This window comes from Corynebacterium marambiense (assembly GCF_016342275.1).
In the GTDB taxonomy this organism is placed as follows: Bacteria; Actinomycetota; Actinomycetes; order Mycobacteriales; family Mycobacteriaceae; genus Corynebacterium; species Corynebacterium marambiense.
Genome location: NZ_JAEIOT010000008.1, coordinates 125,357 through 146,284, shown reverse-complemented (window position 1 = coordinate 146,284; position 20,928 = coordinate 125,357). Strand labels below are relative to the sequence as shown.

Annotated in this window: 16 protein-coding genes, 5 tRNA genes and 1 pseudogene; 6 read left to right on the top strand and 16 right to left on the bottom strand. The window is 62.9% G+C overall.

Translation table 11 applies throughout. The features are described from left to right. Window positions 1-44 precede the first annotated feature (44 nt). The 8 genes from JDV76_RS09210 to JDV76_RS09175 form a co-directional block, all read right to left on the bottom strand. Window positions 45-359 (bottom strand): GNAT family N-acetyltransferase, encoded by a 315-nt coding sequence (locus JDV76_RS09210; protein ID WP_198736591.1) that lies wholly within the window; start codon window positions 357-359, stop codon window positions 45-47. A gap of 52 nt (window positions 360-411) precedes the next feature. Further along, a complete protein-coding gene (locus JDV76_RS09205; RefSeq protein ID WP_232959199.1) occupies window positions 412-1,077 on the bottom strand; it encodes a lipocalin family protein in 666 nt (221 codons plus the stop codon). A gap of 82 nt (window positions 1,078-1,159) precedes the next feature. Beyond that, window positions 1,160-1,232: transfer RNA gene (locus JDV76_RS09200), tRNA-Phe, on the bottom strand. 25 nt (window positions 1,233-1,257) lie between these two features. Beyond that, window positions 1,258-1,331 (bottom strand) — tRNA-Asp (locus tag JDV76_RS09195). A 190-nt stretch (window positions 1,332-1,521) separates the two neighbouring features. Beyond that, window positions 1,522-1,595, bottom strand: a tRNA-Asp gene (locus JDV76_RS09190). Window positions 1,596-1,629: 34 nt separating this feature from the next. After that, window positions 1,630-1,705: transfer RNA gene (locus tag JDV76_RS09185), tRNA-Glu, on the bottom strand. Window positions 1,706-2,560: 855 nt separating this feature from the next. Next, a tRNA-Lys gene (locus JDV76_RS09180) sits at window positions 2,561-2,633 on the bottom strand. Window positions 2,634-3,254: 621 nt separating this feature from the next. Next, window positions 3,255-4,823 carry an LPXTG cell wall anchor domain-containing protein gene (locus JDV76_RS09175; protein ID WP_198736617.1) on the bottom strand — a complete coding sequence of 523 codons (1,569 nt, stop codon included), beginning with the start codon at window positions 4,821-4,823 and terminating at the stop codon, window positions 3,255-3,257. Between JDV76_RS09175 and JDV76_RS09170 the strand changes: the two genes are divergently transcribed. Continuing rightward, complete coding sequence (locus JDV76_RS09170) at window positions 4,798-6,309, top strand: hypothetical protein (protein WP_198736590.1); 1,512 nt, start codon at window positions 4,798-4,800, stop codon at window positions 6,307-6,309. The two genes, JDV76_RS09175 and JDV76_RS09170, sit on opposite strands and share 26 nt — an antisense overlap. A gap of 374 nt (window positions 6,310-6,683) precedes the next feature. On the opposite strand, the pseudogene JDV76_RS13050 reads toward JDV76_RS09170, so the two are convergent. After that, window positions 6,684-7,148, bottom strand: a pseudogene (locus JDV76_RS13050) (thioester domain-containing protein); the annotation flags it as partial. 791 nt (window positions 7,149-7,939) lie between these two features. Next, the gene (locus tag JDV76_RS09160; RefSeq protein WP_198736589.1) at window positions 7,940-9,466 is read right to left on the bottom strand and encodes an acetyl-CoA hydrolase/transferase family protein; all 1,527 of its coding nucleotides are present in this window, start codon (window positions 9,464-9,466) and stop codon (window positions 7,940-7,942) included. Window positions 9,467-9,798: 332 nt separating this feature from the next. On the opposite strand from JDV76_RS09160, the gene dusB reads away from it, so the two are divergent. Next, window positions 9,799-10,962, top strand: a complete 1,164-nt coding sequence (gene dusB / locus JDV76_RS09155; RefSeq protein WP_336244253.1) for a tRNA dihydrouridine synthase DusB — start codon at window positions 9,799-9,801, stop codon at window positions 10,960-10,962. 85 nt (window positions 10,963-11,047) lie between these two features. After that, the gene (gene phoU, locus JDV76_RS09150; protein WP_198736588.1) at window positions 11,048-11,785 is read left to right on the top strand and encodes a phosphate signaling complex protein PhoU; all 738 of its coding nucleotides are present in this window, start codon (window positions 11,048-11,050) and stop codon (window positions 11,783-11,785) included. A gap of 91 nt (window positions 11,786-11,876) precedes the next feature. Here phoU and pstB read toward each other — a convergent pair whose 3' ends face one another. The 5 genes from pstB to mshD all read right to left on the bottom strand — a co-directional run bounded on the left by pstB (window position 11,877) and on the right by mshD (window position 17,114). Then, a complete protein-coding gene (gene pstB / locus JDV76_RS09145) occupies window positions 11,877-12,653 on the bottom strand; it encodes a phosphate ABC transporter ATP-binding protein PstB (RefSeq protein WP_198736587.1) in 777 nt (258 codons plus the stop codon). A 42-nt stretch (window positions 12,654-12,695) separates the two neighbouring features. Beyond that, window positions 12,696-13,631, bottom strand: a complete 936-nt coding sequence (gene pstA, locus JDV76_RS09140) for a phosphate ABC transporter permease PstA (protein ID WP_198736586.1) — start codon at window positions 13,629-13,631, stop codon at window positions 12,696-12,698. Continuing rightward, complete coding sequence (gene pstC / locus JDV76_RS09135; RefSeq protein ID WP_198736585.1) at window positions 13,631-14,698, bottom strand: phosphate ABC transporter permease subunit PstC; 1,068 nt, start codon at window positions 14,696-14,698, stop codon at window positions 13,631-13,633. Before pstC ends, pstA begins: the two co-directional genes overlap by 1 nt. A gap of 77 nt (window positions 14,699-14,775) precedes the next feature. After that, on the bottom strand, window positions 14,776-15,888 hold the full coding sequence (gene pstS / locus JDV76_RS09130; protein WP_248141071.1) for a phosphate ABC transporter substrate-binding protein PstS: 1,113 nt from the start codon (window positions 15,886-15,888) through the stop codon (window positions 14,776-14,778). Window positions 15,889-16,142: 254 nt separating this feature from the next. Beyond that, entirely contained in the window at window positions 16,143-17,114 is a 972-nt protein-coding gene (gene mshD, locus JDV76_RS09125; protein WP_198736583.1) for a mycothiol synthase, read from the bottom strand. A gap of 55 nt (window positions 17,115-17,169) precedes the next feature. On the opposite strand from mshD, the gene JDV76_RS09120 reads away from it, so the two are divergent. Both JDV76_RS09120 and JDV76_RS09115 read left to right on the top strand, forming a co-directional pair. Beyond that, window positions 17,170-17,949, top strand: coding sequence for an LmeA family phospholipid-binding protein (locus JDV76_RS09120; protein WP_198736582.1), 780 nt, complete (start codon window positions 17,170-17,172; stop codon window positions 17,947-17,949). A gap of 52 nt (window positions 17,950-18,001) precedes the next feature. Further along, complete coding sequence (locus JDV76_RS09115; protein ID WP_198736581.1) at window positions 18,002-18,703, top strand: heme-binding beta-barrel domain-containing protein; 702 nt, start codon at window positions 18,002-18,004, stop codon at window positions 18,701-18,703. 8 nt (window positions 18,704-18,711) lie between these two features. On the opposite strand, the gene JDV76_RS09110 is transcribed toward JDV76_RS09115, so the two are convergent. Further along, a complete protein-coding gene (locus JDV76_RS09110) occupies window positions 18,712-19,617 on the bottom strand; it encodes an aminodeoxychorismate lyase (protein ID WP_198736580.1) in 906 nt (301 codons plus the stop codon). Between the two features lie 75 nt (window positions 19,618-19,692). Between JDV76_RS09110 and ygfZ the strand changes: the two genes are divergently transcribed. Beyond that, window positions 19,693-20,787 (top strand): CAF17-like 4Fe-4S cluster assembly/insertion protein YgfZ, encoded by a 1,095-nt coding sequence (ygfZ, locus tag JDV76_RS09105; protein WP_248141069.1) that lies wholly within the window; start codon window positions 19,693-19,695, stop codon window positions 20,785-20,787. Window positions 20,788-20,928: the final 141 nt, after the last annotated feature.

Here is a 20,928-nt window from a genome sequence, read left to right as displayed (position 1 = left end):
GCACCCGAAACCGGGTGCGGCACCTCTCTTCGTTCCCTTTCCCCTTAGACGGGCCTTGCGAGACCATCCGCATATCCGGGGTTCTTATCGATGAAGTGCTCAACCGCGGAGCAGGTGGCGCGGTAGGTCAGATCCGCTCCGAGCGTATCCTCGAGCGCGAACCGAATCAGCGGCGAGCTGAGCCCCTGCCCCCGGAATCCGGGGTCAATGACGGTGTGGTTGAAATCCCGCACCGCCGGCGCGTCATCGCCGGGAGACTCAAGAACATAGACGGCGTAGCCCACCTCTGCACCGTCGATGGTGATCACGTAGCGGTGGTTCTGCGGATCATGGGTCACCTGGTGTCCGACTCCGGCCATTAGTTTCCCTCCTTGACTTAGATTGGTCCGACAATAGACGGCCGAACGTGGTTCACAGCGTGCAGAGAGGCTGATAGCCCTCGCGGCCCCCGGTTACCGGAGAGGTGAGGAATGTGCAGGGATTGTAACCCCTGTCTTCGACGACGTCACGTACCTCCGACCACTTCTCCATGGGGAGGGCTACCTCTCGCGAGAGTACGAAACCGCTTGCTCGATTCGGGCTACCAACGAGCACGGTACGCCCGTCGTCCGACATCCAGGTGACTCGGTAGTTCGTGGGGCCGTCTGGGTTTTGGAACGGTACCCCGTTGAACCAGACGCGGAGCGACGCCTGTGTCTCCGGATCGGTGACCCTGGCCTGTCCGTCAATTCCGGAGGCGTTGCCGAACCAGTCGGTGCACGAGTTCACCACCCGCACCGTGTCCTTACCGGTGAGTGTGTACTGTGCCGTCGTGTCGCGGGCGCACTGTAGGCTGAAGATCTGCGGGACCGCTGCGACCTGGTGCCATGTTCCCTGGTATGCGTTCAAATCGAGGTGGGCGATCTGGGACAGCTCACCACCGGGCACCGTGGGGAGGGACGAGGTGGCCGGCACCCCCTTGAAACCTTGGCTCGCCGATTCAGCCGCCACCGCGGGCGACCCCACCAGCGACACGGCAAGGGTTACGGCAGCTGCTGCCAGGGCAGCCTTCATCTGGGAGGGGCTTCTACGAAACATCTTCATTCCTCCATTGTGCATGAAAAAGCTATACCGGGTGAGATACGCAAAAACGCCCCCGGGGAACCCGGGGGCGTTGTTGTGGCCAGAGCCAGGATCGAACTGGCGACCTTCCACTTTTCAGGCGGACGCTCTACCGACTGAGCTATCTGGCCGTAAGAATGTCCGGAGACATTCTTGCGACCCTGACGGGACTCGAACCCGCGACCTCCGCCGTGACAGGGCGGCGCGCTAACCAACTGCGCCACAGGGCCTTAATGTTGTACCCCGGGAAGTTCCCGTTGCACGAGAGGATACTTTACACAGGACCTGAATTTTGAACAAATCCACAGTACAAACAGCACTTTTAACCTAAGCCGACATGCCCCCGATCTTGCGCATCTGCGCTCGAATAAGTACGCGAACACGAAAAACCCCGGTAGCTTGAAAGCTACCGGGGTTTTGCGACCCTGACGGGACTCGAACCCGCGACCTCCGCCGTGACAGGGCGGCGCGCTAACCAACTGCGCCACAGGGCCTTAACTTTTTACACTCTTCCAACACGCGGAAAAGTGGTACTCCCAACGGGATTCGAACCCGTGTCGCCGCCGTGAAAGGGCGGTGTCCTAGGCCCCTAGACGATGGGAGCTCGCAACTGGAAAGCAGCAATTTCTCACTGTTTTCAGCGGCTTGTTCAGAATATACTTGGCAAACGGCCACGACACAAAACAGCAGTTCAAAGGCGCTAAAAGAGCGGCTATTCACGGCGCCAACGCTCCGTCGACAAAACGCGGACTCGTGTGACCGACAAACCGCACTAAGCCACACTTGGTCAGGCCATCACCACCTGACTGCGTCTCGAACGGGGTACGAGGCACCCGAGTACCGGTCCCTTACGGTGCGTGGGCCGTCAGGCCCCACGCAGGTACGTCAAGGATGACGGAGTGGCGGAGCGCATCTCTGCATGAATGGCAAACACGAAAGAAGAGCCCCAACAACACGGAGAACATACCGAACCCAGCTCCAATCAAGGACTCGCCGGTTTCAGCCGGGCGGAATCGGCGTCACAGTCGGTACTCTTGACCACTCGGCTTCAACGCGACTCGAGGCAATCCGCGACCGCCTCCCGGACTGTGACCTTAAGACGGCCTTTCGATGCAGGAAACCTTCTCGGGAGCTCGCTGTATCCACCCGATATACGGTCGTCGGGGCCAGAGCACACCTCGCCGCTCCGTCACGAGGGTGAAGGGGGTGTTGCGACTTCTTAACTCGGGGCTTCCTGGGGGGCCTGCCAGCGGCGGCACCGGTGCCCTCTACTCCGCGAGCCCTCTTGCCCCGGGACTCCGCTACCAGATTAGGACGACCGGGTGCATTGGAGCTGTTGTCACACATGACGACGCCCGTGGCCGTGTCCAGGAAGTCGATTCGCGTTATCGGGGGCCGGTGTCAGTCAACGAAAAAGGCCACGCCACCGACTGTATGTCGTGGTGGCGCGGCACTGCGGTGGGCCCTGTGGGGCTCGAACCCACGACCTGCGGATTAAAAGTCCGTAGCTCTACCAACTGAGCTAAAGGCCCGCGATTGACTATTCTCAGAAACAGTCAGCTTCCCAAGCGGGAGACTGGGCTCGTCTCTGATCTTTTTCCAAGTATAGCGACAAGGCATCATCTTCCGAAATCTGAGCCGTTTATACCGGTTGTGGAACGTCGGGATGACTCTGTCACCTCTGACAGTTGAGGCCCGTGAATCGGGTCGGTCTCTAGTGCTCATGTACCGATATGTAGCTCTCGGGATGCGGGAGCGGTGTTCACGACGATGGTTCTGGGCCGATTGCATGATCTTGAGGATCTGCTTGCGTCCGAATTTTAGACAGCATTTTCCGTCTATCGCACGGAAAATTCTTCACTACCTCGTCCGGTGATTTCTTATCCGAGGATATGTGACGCACCTCGAAACGTCACGATGCACGGTGGTCCCATCAGGCTGTGATTCCTTGGCGCGTGTTGATCTACGCTGCTGAGTCTGGTGTCGTTGGTTTTCCTTGTGCTCAATACTGTGTGGCGGGGTTCCTGGGTCGTCCTCGACTGCCGGGTTTGTGCCAGGCTAGCCCACCGCACCTTCGGTCACGTCGAAGCCCCGGTCACTCCGTTGGATCGTGGAGTGGCCGGGGCTTCGGTTCGGGCTACAGCGTGATGAGCTTAGCTCTCACGTCGGCGGACAGCGATGAAGGCTGCGCCGAGGAGCATGAGCAGTAGACCACCGAGCAGAACGTACGTGACGTTCGCACCCGTGGTAGCCAGGAGACCTTGCTTGGCCTGGTTCTGCTGCTCGGCGTTGGCGCCGCCAACACCACCCTGTACTGACGTACCGCCGGCGCTATCGCCGTTGGCGACTGCGGAGCCGGTGCCGCCTGCGTGGGGCTGCGCGTTGGAGCCTACTGCTGCGCCACCAGCCAGAGCTGCTGAACCGACCGCAGCCGCGGCCGATCCTGCGGCCAGGGCACTCGATCCACCCAGTGCGGCACTGGTGTCAGAGGATCCAAGGCCATTGGCAGAACCAGCGCCTGTACCAGCAGAGCCGGTGCTCGTACCGGTGGAACCAGCCGCAGCACAATCGGCAGCGCTGCTGCCGGGCTGTGAGCTCAAGCCCAGGGAGCTGAGGATGCTCGATGAACCGTAGACGCACTTGTTCGCGCTACCGGACGAGGAACCGAAGGCTCCTGCGGGACCGGAGGAACCGAGGACCGCAGATCCCAGGGCAACTGAACCCAGTGCCGCCGCACCGAGTACAGCTGCACCCAGTGCAGTCGAGCCGGCGGCGTTCGCGGATCCCGAGCCGATCGAGGAACCAGCTCCACCGACAGGGCTCGAACCCGTACCGGTCGAACCTGCGTTAGAACCGGGCTGAGCCGAAGATCCACCCACCATGCAGTCAGTGGAACCGCTGCCGAGCCGTGAGCTCAAACCAAGGGAGCTGAGGATGCTCGATGAACCGTAGACGCACTTGTTCGCGCTACCGGACGAGGAACCGAAAATTCCCGCGAGACCGGAGGAACCGAGAACCGTGGATCCCAGGGCAGCCGAACCCAACGCAGCAGAACCTGCAGCGGAGCCGGCGGCGTTCGCGGACCCGGAGCCAATCGAGGAACCAGCTCCACCGACAGGGCTCGAACCCGTACCGGTCGAACCAATTCCGACAACAGGGCTAGAGCCCGTACCGGTCGAACCGACACCAACACCGGGCTGAGCCGAAGATCCACCCACCGTGCAGTCAGCGGAACCGCTGCCGAGCAGTGAACTCAAACCAAGGGAGCTGAGGATGCTCGATGAACCGTAGACGCACTTGTTTGCGCTACCGGACGAGGAACCGAAAATTCCCGCGAGACCGGAGGAACCGAGAACCGTGGATCCCAGGGCAGCCGAACCCAACGCAGCAGAACCTGCAGCGGAGCCGGCGGCGTTCGCGGACCCGGAGCCAATCGAGGAACCAGCTCCACCGACAGGGCTCGAACCCGTACCGGTCGAACCAATTCCGACAACAGGGCTAGAGCCCGTACCGGTCGAACCGACACCAACACCGGGCTGAGCCGAAGATCCACCCACCGTGCAGTCAGCGGAACCGCTGCCGAGCAGTGAACTCAAACCAAGGACACTGAGGATGCTCGATGAACCGTAGACGCACTTGTTTGCGCTGCCGGACGAGGAACCGAAAATTCCCGCGAGACCGGAGGAACCGAGAACCGTGGATCCCAGGGCAGCCGAACCCAACGCAGCAGATCCCGAAGCACCTGCGGAACCGATTGCACCCGAAGATCCGGAGGATCCGGCGACTTCAGTCGTTGTCGCAACCGTGGTGGTTCCACTCGTGATGGTTACCGTCGTGCCGGGTGCCGTCGTCGTTGCCGTTGTAGCGGGTGCCGTCACCGTCGTGCCGGGTGCCGTCACGGTCGTGCCGGGTGCCGTCACGGTCGTGCCGGGTGCGGTCACCGTCGTGCCGGGTGCCGTCGTCGTTGCCGTGCCGGGTGCGGTCACCGTTGTACCGGGTGCCGTCACCGTCGTACCGGGTGCCGTCTCCGTCACCGTCGTGCCCGGTGCGGTCACCGTTGTAGCCGGTGCGGTCACCGTTGTGCCGGGTGCCGTCACCGTCGCACTAGGCGCCGTCTCCGTCACCGTCGTGCCCGGTGCGGTCACCGTTGTAGCCGGTGCGGTCACCGTTGTGCCGGGTGCCGTGGTCGTGACGGTCTCAGTCGTCGACGGAGTCTCCGTGAGAGTCGTCGTTATCACTACAGTCTCCGTTCCCGTCGTCGGAGTGACAGTTTTCGTCTCCGTGACAGTCTCAGTCGTCGGAGCCGGCGGGGTCGTCGTGACCGTCGTAGTAGCGGGAGGAGCCGTCGTCGTCATGGTTACCGTCGTTCCGGGTGCCGTCGTTCCGGGTGCGGTCGTGGTCTCCGTCTCGGTGGCCGTTGTCGTCGCGGTAGCGGTCGTGGTCTCCGTCTCGGTGGCCGTCGTACCAGGCGCGGTCGTGGTCTCCGTCTCGGTGGCCGTCGTACCAGGCGCGGTCGTGGTCTCCGTCTCGGTGGCCGTCGTACCAGGCGCGGTCGTGGTCTCCGTCTCGGTGGCCGTCGTACCAGGCGCGGTCGTCGTCTCCGTCTCGGTGGCCGTCGTCGTCGCGGTAGCGGTCGTACCAGGCGCAGTCGTGGTCACGGTCGTAGCCGGTACGGTCGTCGTTGCCGTCGTACCAGGCGCAGTCGTGGTCACGGTCGTAGCCGGTACGGTCGTCGTTGCGGTCGTACCAGGCGCAGTCGTGGTTACGGTCGTCCCGGGTGCTGTGGTAACCGGTGCGGTCGTGGTCACCGTAGTACCGGGCGCGGTGACAGTTGTACTGGAAACCATCGTCGCCGTAGTACCAGGCGCCGTCGTGGTGACCGTCGTACCCGGTGCAGTTGTCGTCGCGGTCGTGCCCGGCAAAGTCACCGTGGTACCGGGCGCTGTGACAGTAGTACTGGAAACCATCGTCGCCGTAGTACCAGGCGCAGTTGTTGTCGTCGTCGTACCCGGCGCAGTCACTGTCGTACCAGGCGCCGTCGTCGTAGCGGTCACTGTCGTACCGGGAAGGGTCGTCTTCTCAGTCGACGTCAACGTCGTGGTGGCGACAGGCGTAACAGTCGTCGTTGCAGCAGGCGGAACTGATGTGGTCGTCTCAGTCACGGTCTCAGTGGTCGCAGAAGGCGACGTCGTTACCACCACGGTTTGAGTGGGCGGAGTCGTCGTCACCGTAACGGTCTCTGTCGTCGGAGGTGCCGTTGTCGTAGCTGTGGCAGTAACCGTGGTCGTATCTGTGGTGGTTACCGTCGTGGGAGTTTGCTCAGTAACGGGTGGAACAACGACTGTTGAAGTCGTCGGCGGCCCTTCGAACCACGCGGTAATGAAGTTCTGCTTGTACGACGTCTTACCCGGCACATGAACCTTCGAACCGTCGGTAGGCTCGAGGAAGAAATGAATCACGATGTTCGTTGGGACGTTGCCAGTATTAAAGGCGTCATTTACAGCAGCAACAATGGCCTCCGCATATATTCCAACCTTTGGGTCTCCAGATACTCTAATCGCAGTCTTCAGCTGTTCATTATAATCAGCCGGAGCAGTACTATCCGCGTTGGTAAGCGACCAAATAGCCAGCTGCGTTGCAATCCGCGCCGACTCTTCAGAAACACCTAAATACTGGTTAGCTTTTTCTCCAAAGAATAGCCCCTTATGTTGATCTGAATACCCATAGGCGCTCGCAAGGGCAACTTTCTTCAGGAGACTGGCGTCAGTCCTTCCTATTCGAGCTGGAATTTCGTCATACTTAAACGTTTGTAGGCCATACCCCTGGCCTCCCCTCCGCTTAAGCTTCGGAGTCGCATATCCCGGATCAATACAATAGGTCACCCTGCTCGAAGAACTAGTAAATGCCTCAAACTTTACAGCATCCCTATTAACGTTTTTCGCTATAGTACCTACCTTCCAGGAACCCCCTTCCACCGCATTCGCCGGGGACGGTATTGCAACAATCACAGCAATAAAAAGTGCAATTGAAGCCAATACCGAACCCATTCGGGTCAGTAATCTTGTCATAAGTCCCTCTCAATTCATCATTTGCCGGACCTGATGGCTCCGACACTGGAAATCTGGCTGGCGGAGCCACGATGGACCCGTCACGACGGCAGATTTGACAGAATCTTAACCTAACGCTCAGCCCCAGAAAAGTTATCACCCCTACAACGCTTGCCAGAGAGCCAAACCCCTAACACTGTTAGCTACATCACCGCCCCCTGCCAGCAGCTTTACGACACACGCCTACAACACACACCCGTTCGACAGGCCAGGTATCTACGCTGCAGCCCGCCCCAAACCTCGCCAACTACCCCCGCCTCTAGCCTGCCCATTGGAGCACCATGCGCAAGAAACCCCCGACGATCTGCATCCATCCCCCGGGACACGCCCGGGAGCAAGTCCCATCCATAACCCAATCAACTGGGGAAATTCGTTAAAGCCATTGGATAACGTGAATTAGACATTTTACTTTCGAAGTGCTTCTACATAGATTAATATGTGACCTATATATTCAGTATTGCGATACCCTCCATATTAAACATCTACAAAGCCCCTCTCATGAGTTTCCTATGTTGACGGAAGCATAGTTGCTATATTTTCAACCTACGCCTCCTACATACGCAAATTTGATAGAGCGTTTCATCTCCACATTTCCTCACTTATGAAAAGTGACTTATATATGAAATGTCCCGGATGCCCTCACATTCGTGAAGGCATCCGGGACATTTCTACTGATCAAGGAATCCTAGGAAGATTCCCGTTCCCAGGCGTTCGGAATGAACTGCCATTAACTACTTCTTCGGCATCTTCTTCATGGAGCCGGTCTCCAAGAAGCGCTGGTGGAAGCTCAGCGCCTCGGAGAGGACGTGTGGCGTCTGCATCATCTTCTTCTCCTTGGCCAGGTGCAGCGCCTTATCGTAGTACTCCTGGAGGAGCGGACGGTAGTCCGGGTGCGCCAGGGCGATCATCTTGTCCACACGCTGACGCGGTGCTAGGCCGCGGAGATCAGCGTAGCCGTATTCGGTGATGATGACCTTGACGTCCTGCTCGGTGTGGTCGATGTGGGAGGCGAACGGCACGATGGCGGAGATGTCGCCGCCCTTGGCCTCGGACGGGGTGATGAAGGAGGAGATGTAGCCGTTACGCGTGAAGTCCGCGGAACCGCCGACACCGTTCATCATCCGGGAGCCAGTGACGTTGGTGGAGTTGACGTTGCCGTAGATGTCGGCCTCGACCAGTCCGTTGGTGCAGATCAGCCCGAGTCGACGGACGACCTCGGGGTGGTTGGAGACCGACTGCGGACGCAGAATGATGGTGTTGCGGTACCGTTTGGCCTCTGCATTCATCTTCTCGGCATACTCGGGCGAGAGGGAGAACGAGGTCGCGGAGGCGACGGTCATCTTTCCGGCGTCAATCAGGTCGACCATACCGTCCTGGATTACCTCGGTATAGGCCTTGATGTTCTCGAACTTCGAGTCGAGCAGGCCCGCCATGACGGCGTTCGGGACATTGCCGACGCCCGACTGCATGACGTAACCGTCGTAGGTCAGGCGGCCCGCACGAACCTCGCCCTCGAGAAAGTCGAGGAAGTTGCCAGCGATCTTTTGGGAGATCTCGTCGGCGGGCTTGAACGGGGCGTTGCGGTCTGGGGCGTCAGTCTCGACAATGGCGACGACCTTGTTCGGGTCGATGTCGATGTAGGTTTTGCCGATACGTTGGCCCGCCTCAGTCAACGGAATCGGTATGCGATTCGGTAGCGACGGCATACGCCAAATGTCAGCCATGCCCTCAAGGTCGGGGGACTGCCAGGAGTTGACCTCGATGATGATCTTCTCGGCGGCGTCCAGGTACTCGACATTGTTGCCGACGGAGGAGGACGGCACGATGTAGCCTTCATCGGTAATGCGGGTCGCCTCGACGATGGCGACATTCATCGGGCCGAAGAAACCTTGCTCGACGTACATACCCGACTCGGAGAGATGGTAGTCGGCGTAGAAGGTGGTGCCATCGTTGATCTTGCCACGAAGGGTCGGATCCGACTGGTAGGGGGTGCGGAAACGGATAGCGTCTGCCTCAGCCAGGACACCATCGCAGTCATCGGCGGTGGAGGCGCCAGTGAACAGGTCGATCATGTAGCTGTTGCCCTTGGCGTGCTCTTCCTTCGCCCGCTCAGCAATGGCCTTAGGGAGGGCCTTCGGGTAGCCGGCACCGGTGAAGCCGGAGATGCCGACCTTGTCTCCGTCGTTGACGAATTGGGCGGCCTCTTCGGCCGACATGACCTTGCTCTTGAGCTGAGCGTTTGCGATCCGTTCGGACATAAATTTTCCTCCTGAGTGCCTGTCAGCCGACCAGCGGCGTCCAGGGAAGCGGTCTGCCGAAGAACGGTGTGGAGCCTGCAACCTACCTGTACCTTCGGCATACAAGTTACGTGAACTACGATACATCCCCGCCCCCCGTTTTGCCCCCAGAATCCACTACTTTCCCCCGACAACCTGGATGATTTTACCCCCCAAACACCCCTGCATGTGCGCAGTCTCCTCTGGCGCCTTTCGGTCCGGCTGTTCGGACCGGCCGGTTGCCGGAGGAGGTGTATCATTTCTGCGACGCTCCTGGTTTGGCCCCGACGGGCCCCACACCGGACAATGAGCGTGTGACTGATACGACCACCCCAGCCCTGACGATCGGCCCGCTGTCCCTCGAGTCCCCGGTGGTTCTCGCCCCGATGGCCGGGGTCACCAACGTCGCGTTCCGCACGCTGTGTCGTGAGCAAGAACGGTCGAAGATGGGCAGCGTCGCAGGTCTCTACGTGTGTGAGATGGTCACCGCGAGGGCGCTAGTCGAGGGCAACGAGAAGACCCTCCACATGACGACGTTCGCACCTGACGAGGATCCGCGCTCTCTGCAGCTGTTCACCACCGACCCCGAGTACACCTATCGCGCGGCCCGAATGATCGTCGACCGCGACATGGCGGACCACATCGATCTCAACTTCGGGTGCCCGGTACCTAAGGTAACGCGGCGGGGCGGGGGCGCGGCGCTCCCCTACAAACGCCGACTTTTCGGCAACATCGTCTCCGCGGCCGTCCGTGCGACCCGGGGCACCGAGATACCCGTCACCGTGAAGTTCCGGGTCGGCATCGACGCGGAACATCTCACACACCTCGACGCGGGACGGATCGCCGTGGACTCCGGGGCCCGTGCGGTCGCACTCCACGGCAGGACAGCGGCCGAACGCTACTCTGGGCGCGCGAATTGGGGGCGTATCACTGAGCTCAAGGAGCATCTCTCGGACACCGACGTACCCGTACTCGGCAACGGTGACATCTTCGCGGCGTCCGATGCGCGGAGGATGATGGATGAGACCGGCTGTGACGGCGTCGTCATCGGCCGTGGTTGCCTAGGCCGCCCTTGGTTGTTCGCGGAACTGTCCGCCGAGTTGAATGGGCGTCCGCTCCCCCCGCAGCCCACGCTCGGCGAGGTTGCGACGATCATCCGCAGACACGCGGAACTGCTGGTGGAACACGACGGGGAGAGCAAGGGCTGTCGGGACCTGCGCAAGCACGTCGGTTGGTACCTCCGCGGATATCCCGTCGGCGGCGACGTCCGGCGGGCATTGGCCGGGGTCGCATCCCTATCGGAGCTGGAGGACCATCTCGAACCGCTCATCGACTCAGACGCGCTGCCGGATGACGCGGACGGGCCCCGTGGTCGGCAGGGTTCACCCGGCAAGGTGGTTCTTCCCGAAGGCTGGCTCGATGATCCCGAGGATGAGACCGCCCCCATCGACGCGGATATCGAGAACTCCGGCGGATAGTCCATTCGCAGCGCACGGTTGACCGCGTTGGATCGGCCCGCCGGACGGCGGGCGGGCCCGGAGCGATGCCTCTATAGTGGCTGTTATGCGAACCTCATACCGGGAACACCTCGATGCCTTCGCCCATGACCTCATCATCATGTGCGACCAGGTCCACTCCGTCATGAGCAATGCTTCCGACGCCCTGCTCAAACAGGACCTCCAGTCCGCTGAGAAGGCACTGTCGCTCATTGATGAGCTCGAGGTCGTCCGGCTTCGCTGCGAGGAACGTGCAGTGCAGCTGCTCGCCCTTGAGGGCCCGTTGGCACGAGACCTCCGCCAGGTGGTCTCCTCCATCTACATCGTCGAGGACATGTACCGGATGGGTGTTCTGGCGAAGCACGTCGCCCGAACTGCCCGCCGTCGGCACCCGGAACCGGCGATCCCCGGCCCACTGACTGGCTACTTCGAGGAGATGTCCCGGGTCACGTTGGAGATGAGCGCGAAGGTACGTGAGATCCTGATCGACCCGGATGTCGATGTCGCCCTCATCTTCGGTGCCGATGACGATGCCGTCGATGACCTCCACGAGCATTTGTTCACGGTTCTGACGAAGCGGGACTGGCCGTACTCAACCACGGCGGCGGTGGACGTCACCCTGTTGAGCCGTTACTACGAGCGCTACGCGGACCACGCGGTGAACGTCGCCAGTCGTATCGTCTACCTCTCCACCGGTCTGATGCCGCGGGACTACCTGGCCAAGCGCCGCGAAGATGAGGCGGAGGCCGACATCGAGCGACGCTTCGAGGAACTGGAGCGGCGTTTCTCCCGGGGCGGGCACTGACAATCCACCTCCCCGGCTCCGGCGCGGCGAACGGAAAACCCGGGCCGCTCATCGTGACGATGAGCGGCCCGGGTTTCGCGTTTGCCGAGGATTAGCCGAAACGACCGGAAATGTAGTCCTCGGTTTCCTTCTCCTGCGGGTTCTCGAAGATCCGGTTGGTCGGGCCAACCTCGACGAGGCGGCCGGGCTTGCCGGTTGCCTCGAGGGAGAAGAATGCCGTCTGGTCGGACACTCGGGCGGCCTGCTGCATGTTGTGGGTCACGATGACGATGGTGTAGTCCCGCTTCAGCTCATCGATGAGCTCCTCGACCGCGAGGGTGGAGATGGGGTCGAGGGCGGAGCAGGGCTCGTCCATCAGAAGGACGGCGGGTTCGACGGCGATGGCGCGAGCGATGCAGAGGCGCTGCTGCTGTCCACCGGAGAGCCCGGAACCGGGCTTATCCAGGCGGTCTTTGACCTCTTCCCAGAGGTTCGCGCCGCGCAGTGAACGTTCGGCGACCTCCTTGAGTTTCGTCTTGTTGCGCTCACCGGCGAGCTTGAGGCCGGCGACGACGTTCTCCTCGATGCTCATCGTCGGGAACGGGTTCGGCTTCTGGAAGACCATACCGATGGTACTGCGCACGGCGACGGGATCGACGTTCGGTGCGTAGATGTCCTCACCGTCGAGGAGGATCTCACCCTTGACCGTCGCGCCCGGGGTGACTTCGTGCATCCGGTTGAGCGTGCGCAGCACCGTGGATTTGCCGCAACCGGAGGGGCCGATGAACGCGGTGACGGCGTTCGGCGGCACTTTGAGGGAGACGTTCTGCACGGCGTGGAAGTCCCCGTAGTAGATGTTGACGTCCTTGAGATCGAGGCGCTTGGCCATTGTGTTGTGTGTCCTTCTGTTCCAGGATATGCGGAGCTGGGTTTACTTCTTCTTTCCGGTGACCCGGATGGAGAGGATGCGGGCGGTGATGGTGAGTACCGCGATGAGGACGACGAGGGTGAGCGCAGCTCCCCACATCTTGTCGACGACTGCCGGGGAGGTACCGGCACGGTACATGTCGAGCATCATCAGCGGGAGGGAGGACTGCGAGTTCCCGGTCGGATCCCAGTTGATGCCCTGCGTCGATCCCACGAGGATCAGGACCGGTGCGGACTCGCCCATGATCCGGGCGATGGCGAGCATGATGCCCGTGACGATGCCGGACCACGCGGTCGGCAGCACGATCTTGACGATGGTCTTCCACCGCGGGACGCCCAGCGCGTAGGACGCCTCACGGAGGTCCTGGGGGACGATCCGGAGCATCTCCTCGGTGGTCCGCACAACGACAGGCACCATGAGGAGTACGAGGGCGAGAGAGACCGCGAAGCCGGACCGGTTGAACCCGAACAATGCGATCCACACCGAGTAGATGAACAGGGCCGCGACGATGGAGGGGACACCGGTGAGGATGTCGACCATGAACGTGGTGATCCTCGAGAGCCGGTTGTTCGCACCGTACTCGACGAGGTAAACGGCCGTGAACACGCCGATCGGGATGGAGAACACCGAGGCGACGCCACACTGAACGAGGGTGCCGATGATGGCATGGACCATGCCACCGCCCGGCTCGGTGTAGAGCACACCGAGCTGTGATTTCGTCCACCAGTCGAGGGTGAGGGTGACCTTCAGGCCCTTGATGAGGACGTCGGCGAGGATCCAGACGAGGGGAATCAGTGCGGTGACCATGCAGACCCGGATGATCCACTTGGAGATCGCGTTGGCGTTACGCCGCGGTGAGGAGAGTTTGGGGAAGGTGGGAGCGGCGCCGATGACGTCCTGCCCGGCTCCGGTGTCCTGGGGGAGGGAGGTTGCGTTCATCAGGACATGCTCCTGTTCTTGATCACGGCGCGCGCACCTGCGTTGACCACGAAGGTCAGGAGGAACAGCACCAGGCCGGCGGCGATGTACGCGCCCGCCTTGAGATTGTCGTTGAATTCGGGGGCGGCGTTCGCGATGGCGGTGGCGAAGGTCGTGCCGCCGTCGAACAGGGATCCACGGAACGCGGAGGACGGGGAGACGACGAGGTAGAGGGCCATCGTCTCGCCGAGTGCACGCCCGAGGCCCAGCATGGAGCCGGAGATGTAGCCGGAGAAACCGAAGGGAAGGACGGTCATCTTCACGACTTCCCAGCGGGTGGCCCCGAGGGCGAGCGCGGATTCCTTGTGCCCGGCGGGGGTCTGGACGAAAACCTCGCGTGCGGTTGCGGCGATGACCGGGAGGATCATGATGGCGAGCACGACACCACCGGTGAGCACGTTGCGGGACGTGGAGAACGCCGGGGAGTTAGCGTAGTGCCGGAAGAGGAAGAAACTGTCCGCGTGGGCGTTAATCCACTCGAACACCCCGCCAAGTGCCGGGCCGAGGACCGCGGCCCCCCAGAGGCCGTAGACGATAGACGGGACCGCGGCGAGGAGATCGACCAGGAATCCGAGTGGTTTCCGCAGGCGCTCGGGCGCGTAGGCGGAGAGGTAGAGGGCGACGCCGAGGGCGACGGGCATCGCGAGAGCCAGGGCGACGAGGGAGACGGTCACCGTGACGGCGAGGAGGTTCGGGATACCGAACAGCATCGCGCTGGTGTCGCTGGTGTTCCAGTCACCTCCGTAGGTGAAGAATCCGGTGAGGCCGTCGGCGTTGTTCATCAGTGCGGGGACCGCACGCCAGAGCAGGAAGAAGCCGATGGCCGCGATCAGGACCGTGATGGTGGCCGCCGAGGTGGTGGCGATCCCCTTGAAGATCCGGTCGTTGCGCCGGTGTGCTGTGCCTGCTGCGTGGATTTTGTCGTTACCGGATCCGATCGGGGTGTCGGCGATAGTCGGTTCGACCGTGTCCGCGTCCCCGTGGGTACCCGGTCGGCTACGCCCCGATGTGGAGAGTGGCTTCGTCATGTCTGATGTGTGTCCTCGTGAGATGTGGAGAAAAGGGGCTCGTGCCCTGGAGATACCGGGGCACGAGGTGGGGGGACCTACTGGATCGCGTCGACGGCGTCCTTGAGCTTCTTGGCGTAGTTACCGGAAACCGGGATGTAACCCTGCTTCTCAAGGCGCTCGTTCTGCGTGTTGAGGGCGACGTTGAGGAAGTCCTTGACCATCTTGGAGGTCTCCTCGTCGTAGCCTGCGGAGCAGACGATCTCGTAGGTGGTCAGGACGAGCGGGTAGGCGCCCTCGGTCTTCATCTCGAACAGTTTGGTGGAGTCGACGACCATGTTGTGGCCCTCGGTCTTGTAGGTGAGGTTGTCCAGGGCCTTGCCGACGCTCTTGTCATTGAGCTCGACAGCGCCTTCGCCGAAGTCGATCTGGGCGATGCTGAGCCCCTGCTCCGTGGCGAAGCCGGCCTCGACGTAGGTGATGCCGCCGTTGGTCTTGGAAACTTCGGTCACGACACCGTTGGAGCCGTTGGCGCCGGCACCGGTGGCGGAGGGGAAGGACTTGCCGGTGGTATCCCACTCGCCCGGGGCGGCGGCCTTCAGGAACTTCTGGAAGTTGTCGGAGGTGCCCGACTCCTCAGAGCGGTACACAACGTTGATCGGGGTGTCCGGGAGGTCGACGCCGTCGTTCAGCGCTGCGATGGCCGCATCGTCCCAAGAGCTGATCTTGCCGCTGAAGATCTTGGCGATAACCTCGGGGGACAGGACAATGTCGTCACTGACGCCCTCCAGGTGGTAGGCGACGGCCACCGGGCCGATGACCAGGGGAAGGTGCCATGCCTCGTTGCCGCCACACCGCTTAGCGGCCTCCGGGACCTGCTCATCGGAGAGCGGGGAGTCGGATCCACCGAAGGCGACCTGAGCGGCGATGAACTGTTTCTGTCCGGAGCCGGAACCGGATGCGGTGTAGTTGAACTGCGCGCCGGGAACCTGCTGCTGGTAGACGGTACCGAAGAGGTCCATGGCCTTCTGCTGCGACGAGGCGCCCTCTGCGGACAGCGTTCCGGTGGTGCCGGACAGGCCCTCGACTGCTGCGGAGCCTTCGCCGCCAGTGGCGGTGGTGTCGGCGGACTCTGAGCAGGCGGTTGCTGCGAGGGAGACGACGGCGATACCGCCGAGAAGGGCGGCGCGACGGGAACGGGTGCGGATCACGGTGGAATTCCTCCATGGGTGTGGTTGGGCTGTTCGCGGCAGCTTTCCCTGGTGATGCCGCGACACAGGTGGTGTCACGGCGGAAAAATGAACCACACCATCCAGACGGGGCCGGGGGTGTGGTCCGCTTGCCTCATCCATGAAGCTAGAGGGCGGAGGTGTCCCAGCCGGGCCTTGTTGGTGAACAGCAGGTTAATTCAGACGGAAAGGTACGATAACCACCCCGGGAAGCCCCCATTATTCCCAGCTCACCACTAACGCGACACCCCCTCTGTTTCCGGGTTCGGGAAGCCGTAGGCGACATGGCGTTCACAGACGCCGAAACCGAGTCGCTGATACGCAGATACAGCTGCGGTGTTGTTCGCCTCCACGTAGAGAATCACCTCATCCGCCCCGCTGTCGACGAGATGTTCGAGTCCGGAACCGATCAGCGGGCCACCGAGCCCTTTCCCCCGGTAGTCGTCGGCGAGGCCGACGACATAGACCTCGCCGAGTTTTCTCCCCTTCTCTTCCGTGCCGTGCCACTTGGTCCAGTGGAAACCCGCCAGCTCAGGTAACCGATTCCCGGCATCAGCGTCGTCGCCGCCGCTCCAGAGCAGCATGACGCCCCGCGGATCGAACCAACCGGTGTTCTGCGCACGGGAGAGCTGTCCCGCGTCCCAGCCACCCTGCTCGGGATGCCAGCTGAATGCCTCGTTGTTCACACGCAACCATTCGGCATCGACGGCCTCCGCGCCGTAGCGCCGGCGGGAATCAGCCAGATCGAGTATCTGGAAACCGTCACGTCCCACTACGTCTGCGGCAGCGATCAGGGGGGCGCCGTCGATTGCCATCACCAGCAGTTCCCGGACCGGTTCGAGGCCCCGTCCACGACACCAGGAGACTGCCACCGGTAGGTTACCGTGGGCCCAGACGGTGTCGGCACCGTAGGTATCGGCGAGCGCCCTTAGCAGCGCGGTTCCGACGCCGTTGCGGCGATGGTCAGGAGTCACCACCAGTTCTGCGGTAGAACCATCATAGGCGGCGGCACCGATGAGTACACCTGCCCCGTCCCTGGCGGTCACATGCCGGTGCCCACGGTCGCCCCTGTCATCGAGGCCGAGGAGGAACTGTTCCGAGAACGGCTCAATCCCATCGTGTTCCGCGGCGGTCGCGTTGAGCCTGCGGATCTCCCGGGCGGGCGTCGGGGAGGCTGGATCAGTGGGTGTCGTCGTGCGGATCTCCATGGGATCCCAGGCTAGTGAAAACTCGGCGCGCCGACGTGCGGTAAACAATGGAGGTGTGAAACCATCCTTTCTCCGCCTCTCGCTGCTGTCTGCGGTAGTTCTGCTCGCCGTTCCCTGGCTCGTCGACACCGCCGCGGCGGTGCATGCCGAGCGGCAGATCTCCGCTGAGATCCGCGCGGACGAGAAGATGGATCAGAACCCGCGGGTTACGGTCGGCGGACTGCCTTACCTCGGGGCACTGGTCACCCACACGGTGCCGATGGTTGTCGTGGAGGCAAGCGACGTCCCGGTCCGGGGGATCGGGACGGCCAACCTTCGCACCGAGTTCCGGGATCTCGAACTCACCCAGGACCAGGTGTTCAGCGGCGAGATCCTCGGTGCCCCAGCATCAGTCGTAGCCAGGACGGTGCGCCTCGACGGGGTCGCCCTCGGGACCCAGATCGGAGTCACCGACCTGGACATCGCCCATCCGACCGATATCTCACCCGCGGCGCATCCGGCCACCGAGGCCCGGCTCACCGGTACCCCTCCAGGATTCGAGCGGCCGGTGACGGTCTACGTTCGCTTGCGCATCAAGGGCCCGGAGATAACGATGATCCCGTACCGACTCGTCGGTGTCCCGGATGGCCGCGGGGACGAGATCCGATCCATCTTCACCTGGCGGCTCCCGACGGAGGATCTCCCGCTGCCGACGCGGATAGACAAGGTTTTCTGTTCAGGCGGTTCCATCTACCTGGAATCCCGGCAACGGAACGTCGTGGTCGGTGAGACTCCGATCCTGCCGGTGGGACCGGAGACGGGTGCCCTAGCGAAATCAGTTCAGCCGCTCGGGTAGCGGCGGAGACCGGCAGGACACGACGGTGACCGGGCCGCTAGGCTTGTACCCCATGGATGACTCGACGAACCCCACCCCGGAAACACCCCGCCCCGATACCCCCGCTGACGCCGCCGCGGCGGGCCAGCCTGGCCCCGGCGCACCGCTGAACGGAAACGACGCGGTGAACCTCGCCGCGGAGCAGGCGCAACAGACCGCGGGCCGGAACATTCCGGGACTCGGTGATCTTCCGGTGCCTGACGACACCGCGAACCTGCGGCAGGGGCCGAGTCTGCACGATGGACTCCTGGCGCTGCTGCCGTTGATCGGGGTATGGCGTGGTGAAGGCCAGGCGGATACCGCGACCGACGGTCAGTACAACTTCGGCCAGCAGCTCACTTTCGCGCACGACGGCGAGAACTACATTTCCTATGAGTCGAGGATCTGGAAGCTCGACGATCAGGGCGCGCCGGCGGGCGCAGACCAGCGCGAGACCGGTTTCCTCCGGATTAGCGAGAAGGATGAAATCGAGCTGATCTGCTGTCACTCCACGGGCGTCGTGGAGATCCTCTACGGGGAGCCGATCACCGAGCGGGCCTGGCAGCTCGAGAGCGCCTCGACCATGGTGACCGCGACCGGCCCGTCGACGCTGGGTCCCGGCAAGCGTCTCTACGGCCTGCTCCCCAACAACGACCTCGGGTGGGTCGACGAGCGCCTCGTCGACGGTGCGCTGCACCCCAGGATGTCAGCTCAGCTCAAGCGCTTCATGGGCTGAGGCCGGTTTTAGGTCAGAGCGGCCGTAAGCAGCTCCCGGATCACGTCCCCGTCGGTCGTATCCGGGAGCTTCCTGTCGTTGATGCGAACCACCCGGGCTGCGAGCCGTACGGAGCTGCACAGCCACACGCTGTCGGCGGCCAGGAGGTCGGTGACGTCCAGGTCCTCCTCAAGGCACGTCCAGCCGTGTGCCGCAGCGTAGCCGAAGAGAGCAGCCTGCGTGGTTCCGGGCAGGAGGTCCCGTCCCGGGGGCGGGGTACGCAGTGTCCTCCCAGTCACGGTGACCACCGTCGAGGTCGCCCCTTCGAGAACACGACCGTCGTCAGTGAAGATGACGTCGTCGAAACCCTTGGCCGCCGCGTACCGGAGTGCCGCCATGTTCGCCGCGTAATTCAGTGTCTTCGCTCCGGTCACCAGCCACGGTGGCGGCTCCTGTCCCCCGGCTGCGCCTCGTACCGGAAGCGTCGTTGTGACCGAGTATCCGCGCGGCGTCGTCAGGACGGAAACGCCTTCCTCCCGTTGCCGAAGGATCTTCTCAGCAACGGGCTTGACGGTGATCCAACCAGTCGGGCGCCCCGTCGACTCGCGGCCGCGGGTGTACGTCCACACACACGCCGCCTCATCTCCACCGGCGTCCACCCAGTCGGTGACCGCCTCAGCCGTCGCCTGCGACCATTGCGCGGTGTCCGGCACCGGGAGACCGATCATCCGCGCGGAACCGACGAACCGGTCGATGTGGCGGTCCAGGTTCCGGGCGGCACCGTCCCGGACGAGGAGGGTTTCGAAGATACCGTCTCCCCTGGTCACCCCGAGATCATCGGCGTAGATCATCGCTAGTTCGGGGTTGTGCCTCCGGGTCGGCCCACCAGAGGGCTCCACGATGAGGATGACGGGACTGGGACGAGTGCTGCTCATGTGCCCACCCTATCGCTGAACCGGCGGTTTCCCGCTGCGGGCACCCGACCGGGTGCAGCGACTAGCATGCGTTGTGTGGACTCCGACAACAGCACGTACCGCTCCGTTCTCCTCAATCGACCGGGGGCACAACCTGCACTCGGTCCCGATGCAGCGTCGGATACCGCGGGGGTCGCCTGGCACTATGGCGCTCCGCTGGTGGAACAGCGCGGAGTGGAGGACCCGGGTGTCGTGGTCGACCGGTCCCACCGCACCGTCATCTCGGTCGGTGGCCCCGATGCCGCCGACTACCTGAATAAACTGCTGTCCCAGAAACTCGACGCCGTCGCGGACGGGTACAGTGCCGCCGCGCTCAACCTCGACGCCCAGGGCCGGATTCTCCATCACGCGGATCTCACGGTGACGGACGGCGTCTTCCACCTGGATCTGCCCGAGCCATCCGCCCACACGCTCGTGGACTATCTGGAACGGATGAAGTTCTGGTCCGAGGTGGAGATCCGGATCACCGATCTCGGGATCCTCACGGTCCTCGGAGCCACTCCTCCGCCGCCCCCGGAATCCGCGTACGTCCGCGACGTGGACTGGCGGGGACCGGTCCGTCGGGACATCGCGGTTCCCCGGGCACAGCTCGACGCGGTCGTCGACGAACTCTGTTCCCGGCGGGGCGGCGGGCTCCGTCTCGCCGGACTGATGGCCTGGACGGCGGAGCGGGTCAAGGCCCTCGAGCCGGAGGTCGCAGCGGACCTCGACCCGCGCTCCATCCCGCACGAGGTCCCGCACTGGATCGGCTCGGAGGATCATCCGGGGGCAGTCCACCTCGAGAAGGGGTGCTATCGCGGGCAGGAAACCGTCTCCCGGGTGCACAATCTCGGCCGATCCCCCCGGTCCCTCGTGCTGCTCCACCTCGACGGTTCCGCACCCGAACTGCCGGAAACGGGGGCGCCGGTGGTCGACCGGGGCCGCACCGTCGGAAGGGTGGGGACGGTGGTCCACGACTGCGACTACGGCCCCATCGCCCTCGCACTGGTCAAGCGCAGTGCACAGAAGTCGACGGGACTCACCGCGGGCGACGGGGTCGCCGTGTCCGTCGACCCAGACTCTATCGAACGCGAACGCGGCATCCAGCCGGGGCGGGCGGCGATCAACCGGCTCAAAGGACTGACGGACTGAGTCCCCGGCCCCGGGACAACGATGCCAACCGGTGGCGGTGATGCGACGTCTCCGCCACCACCATCCTGAACGGGGCTACCGAGAACCCGAGGTCACGGGCCAAAAGCGGAAAAATCCCCCGGTTCCAGCTATTGTGTCTAA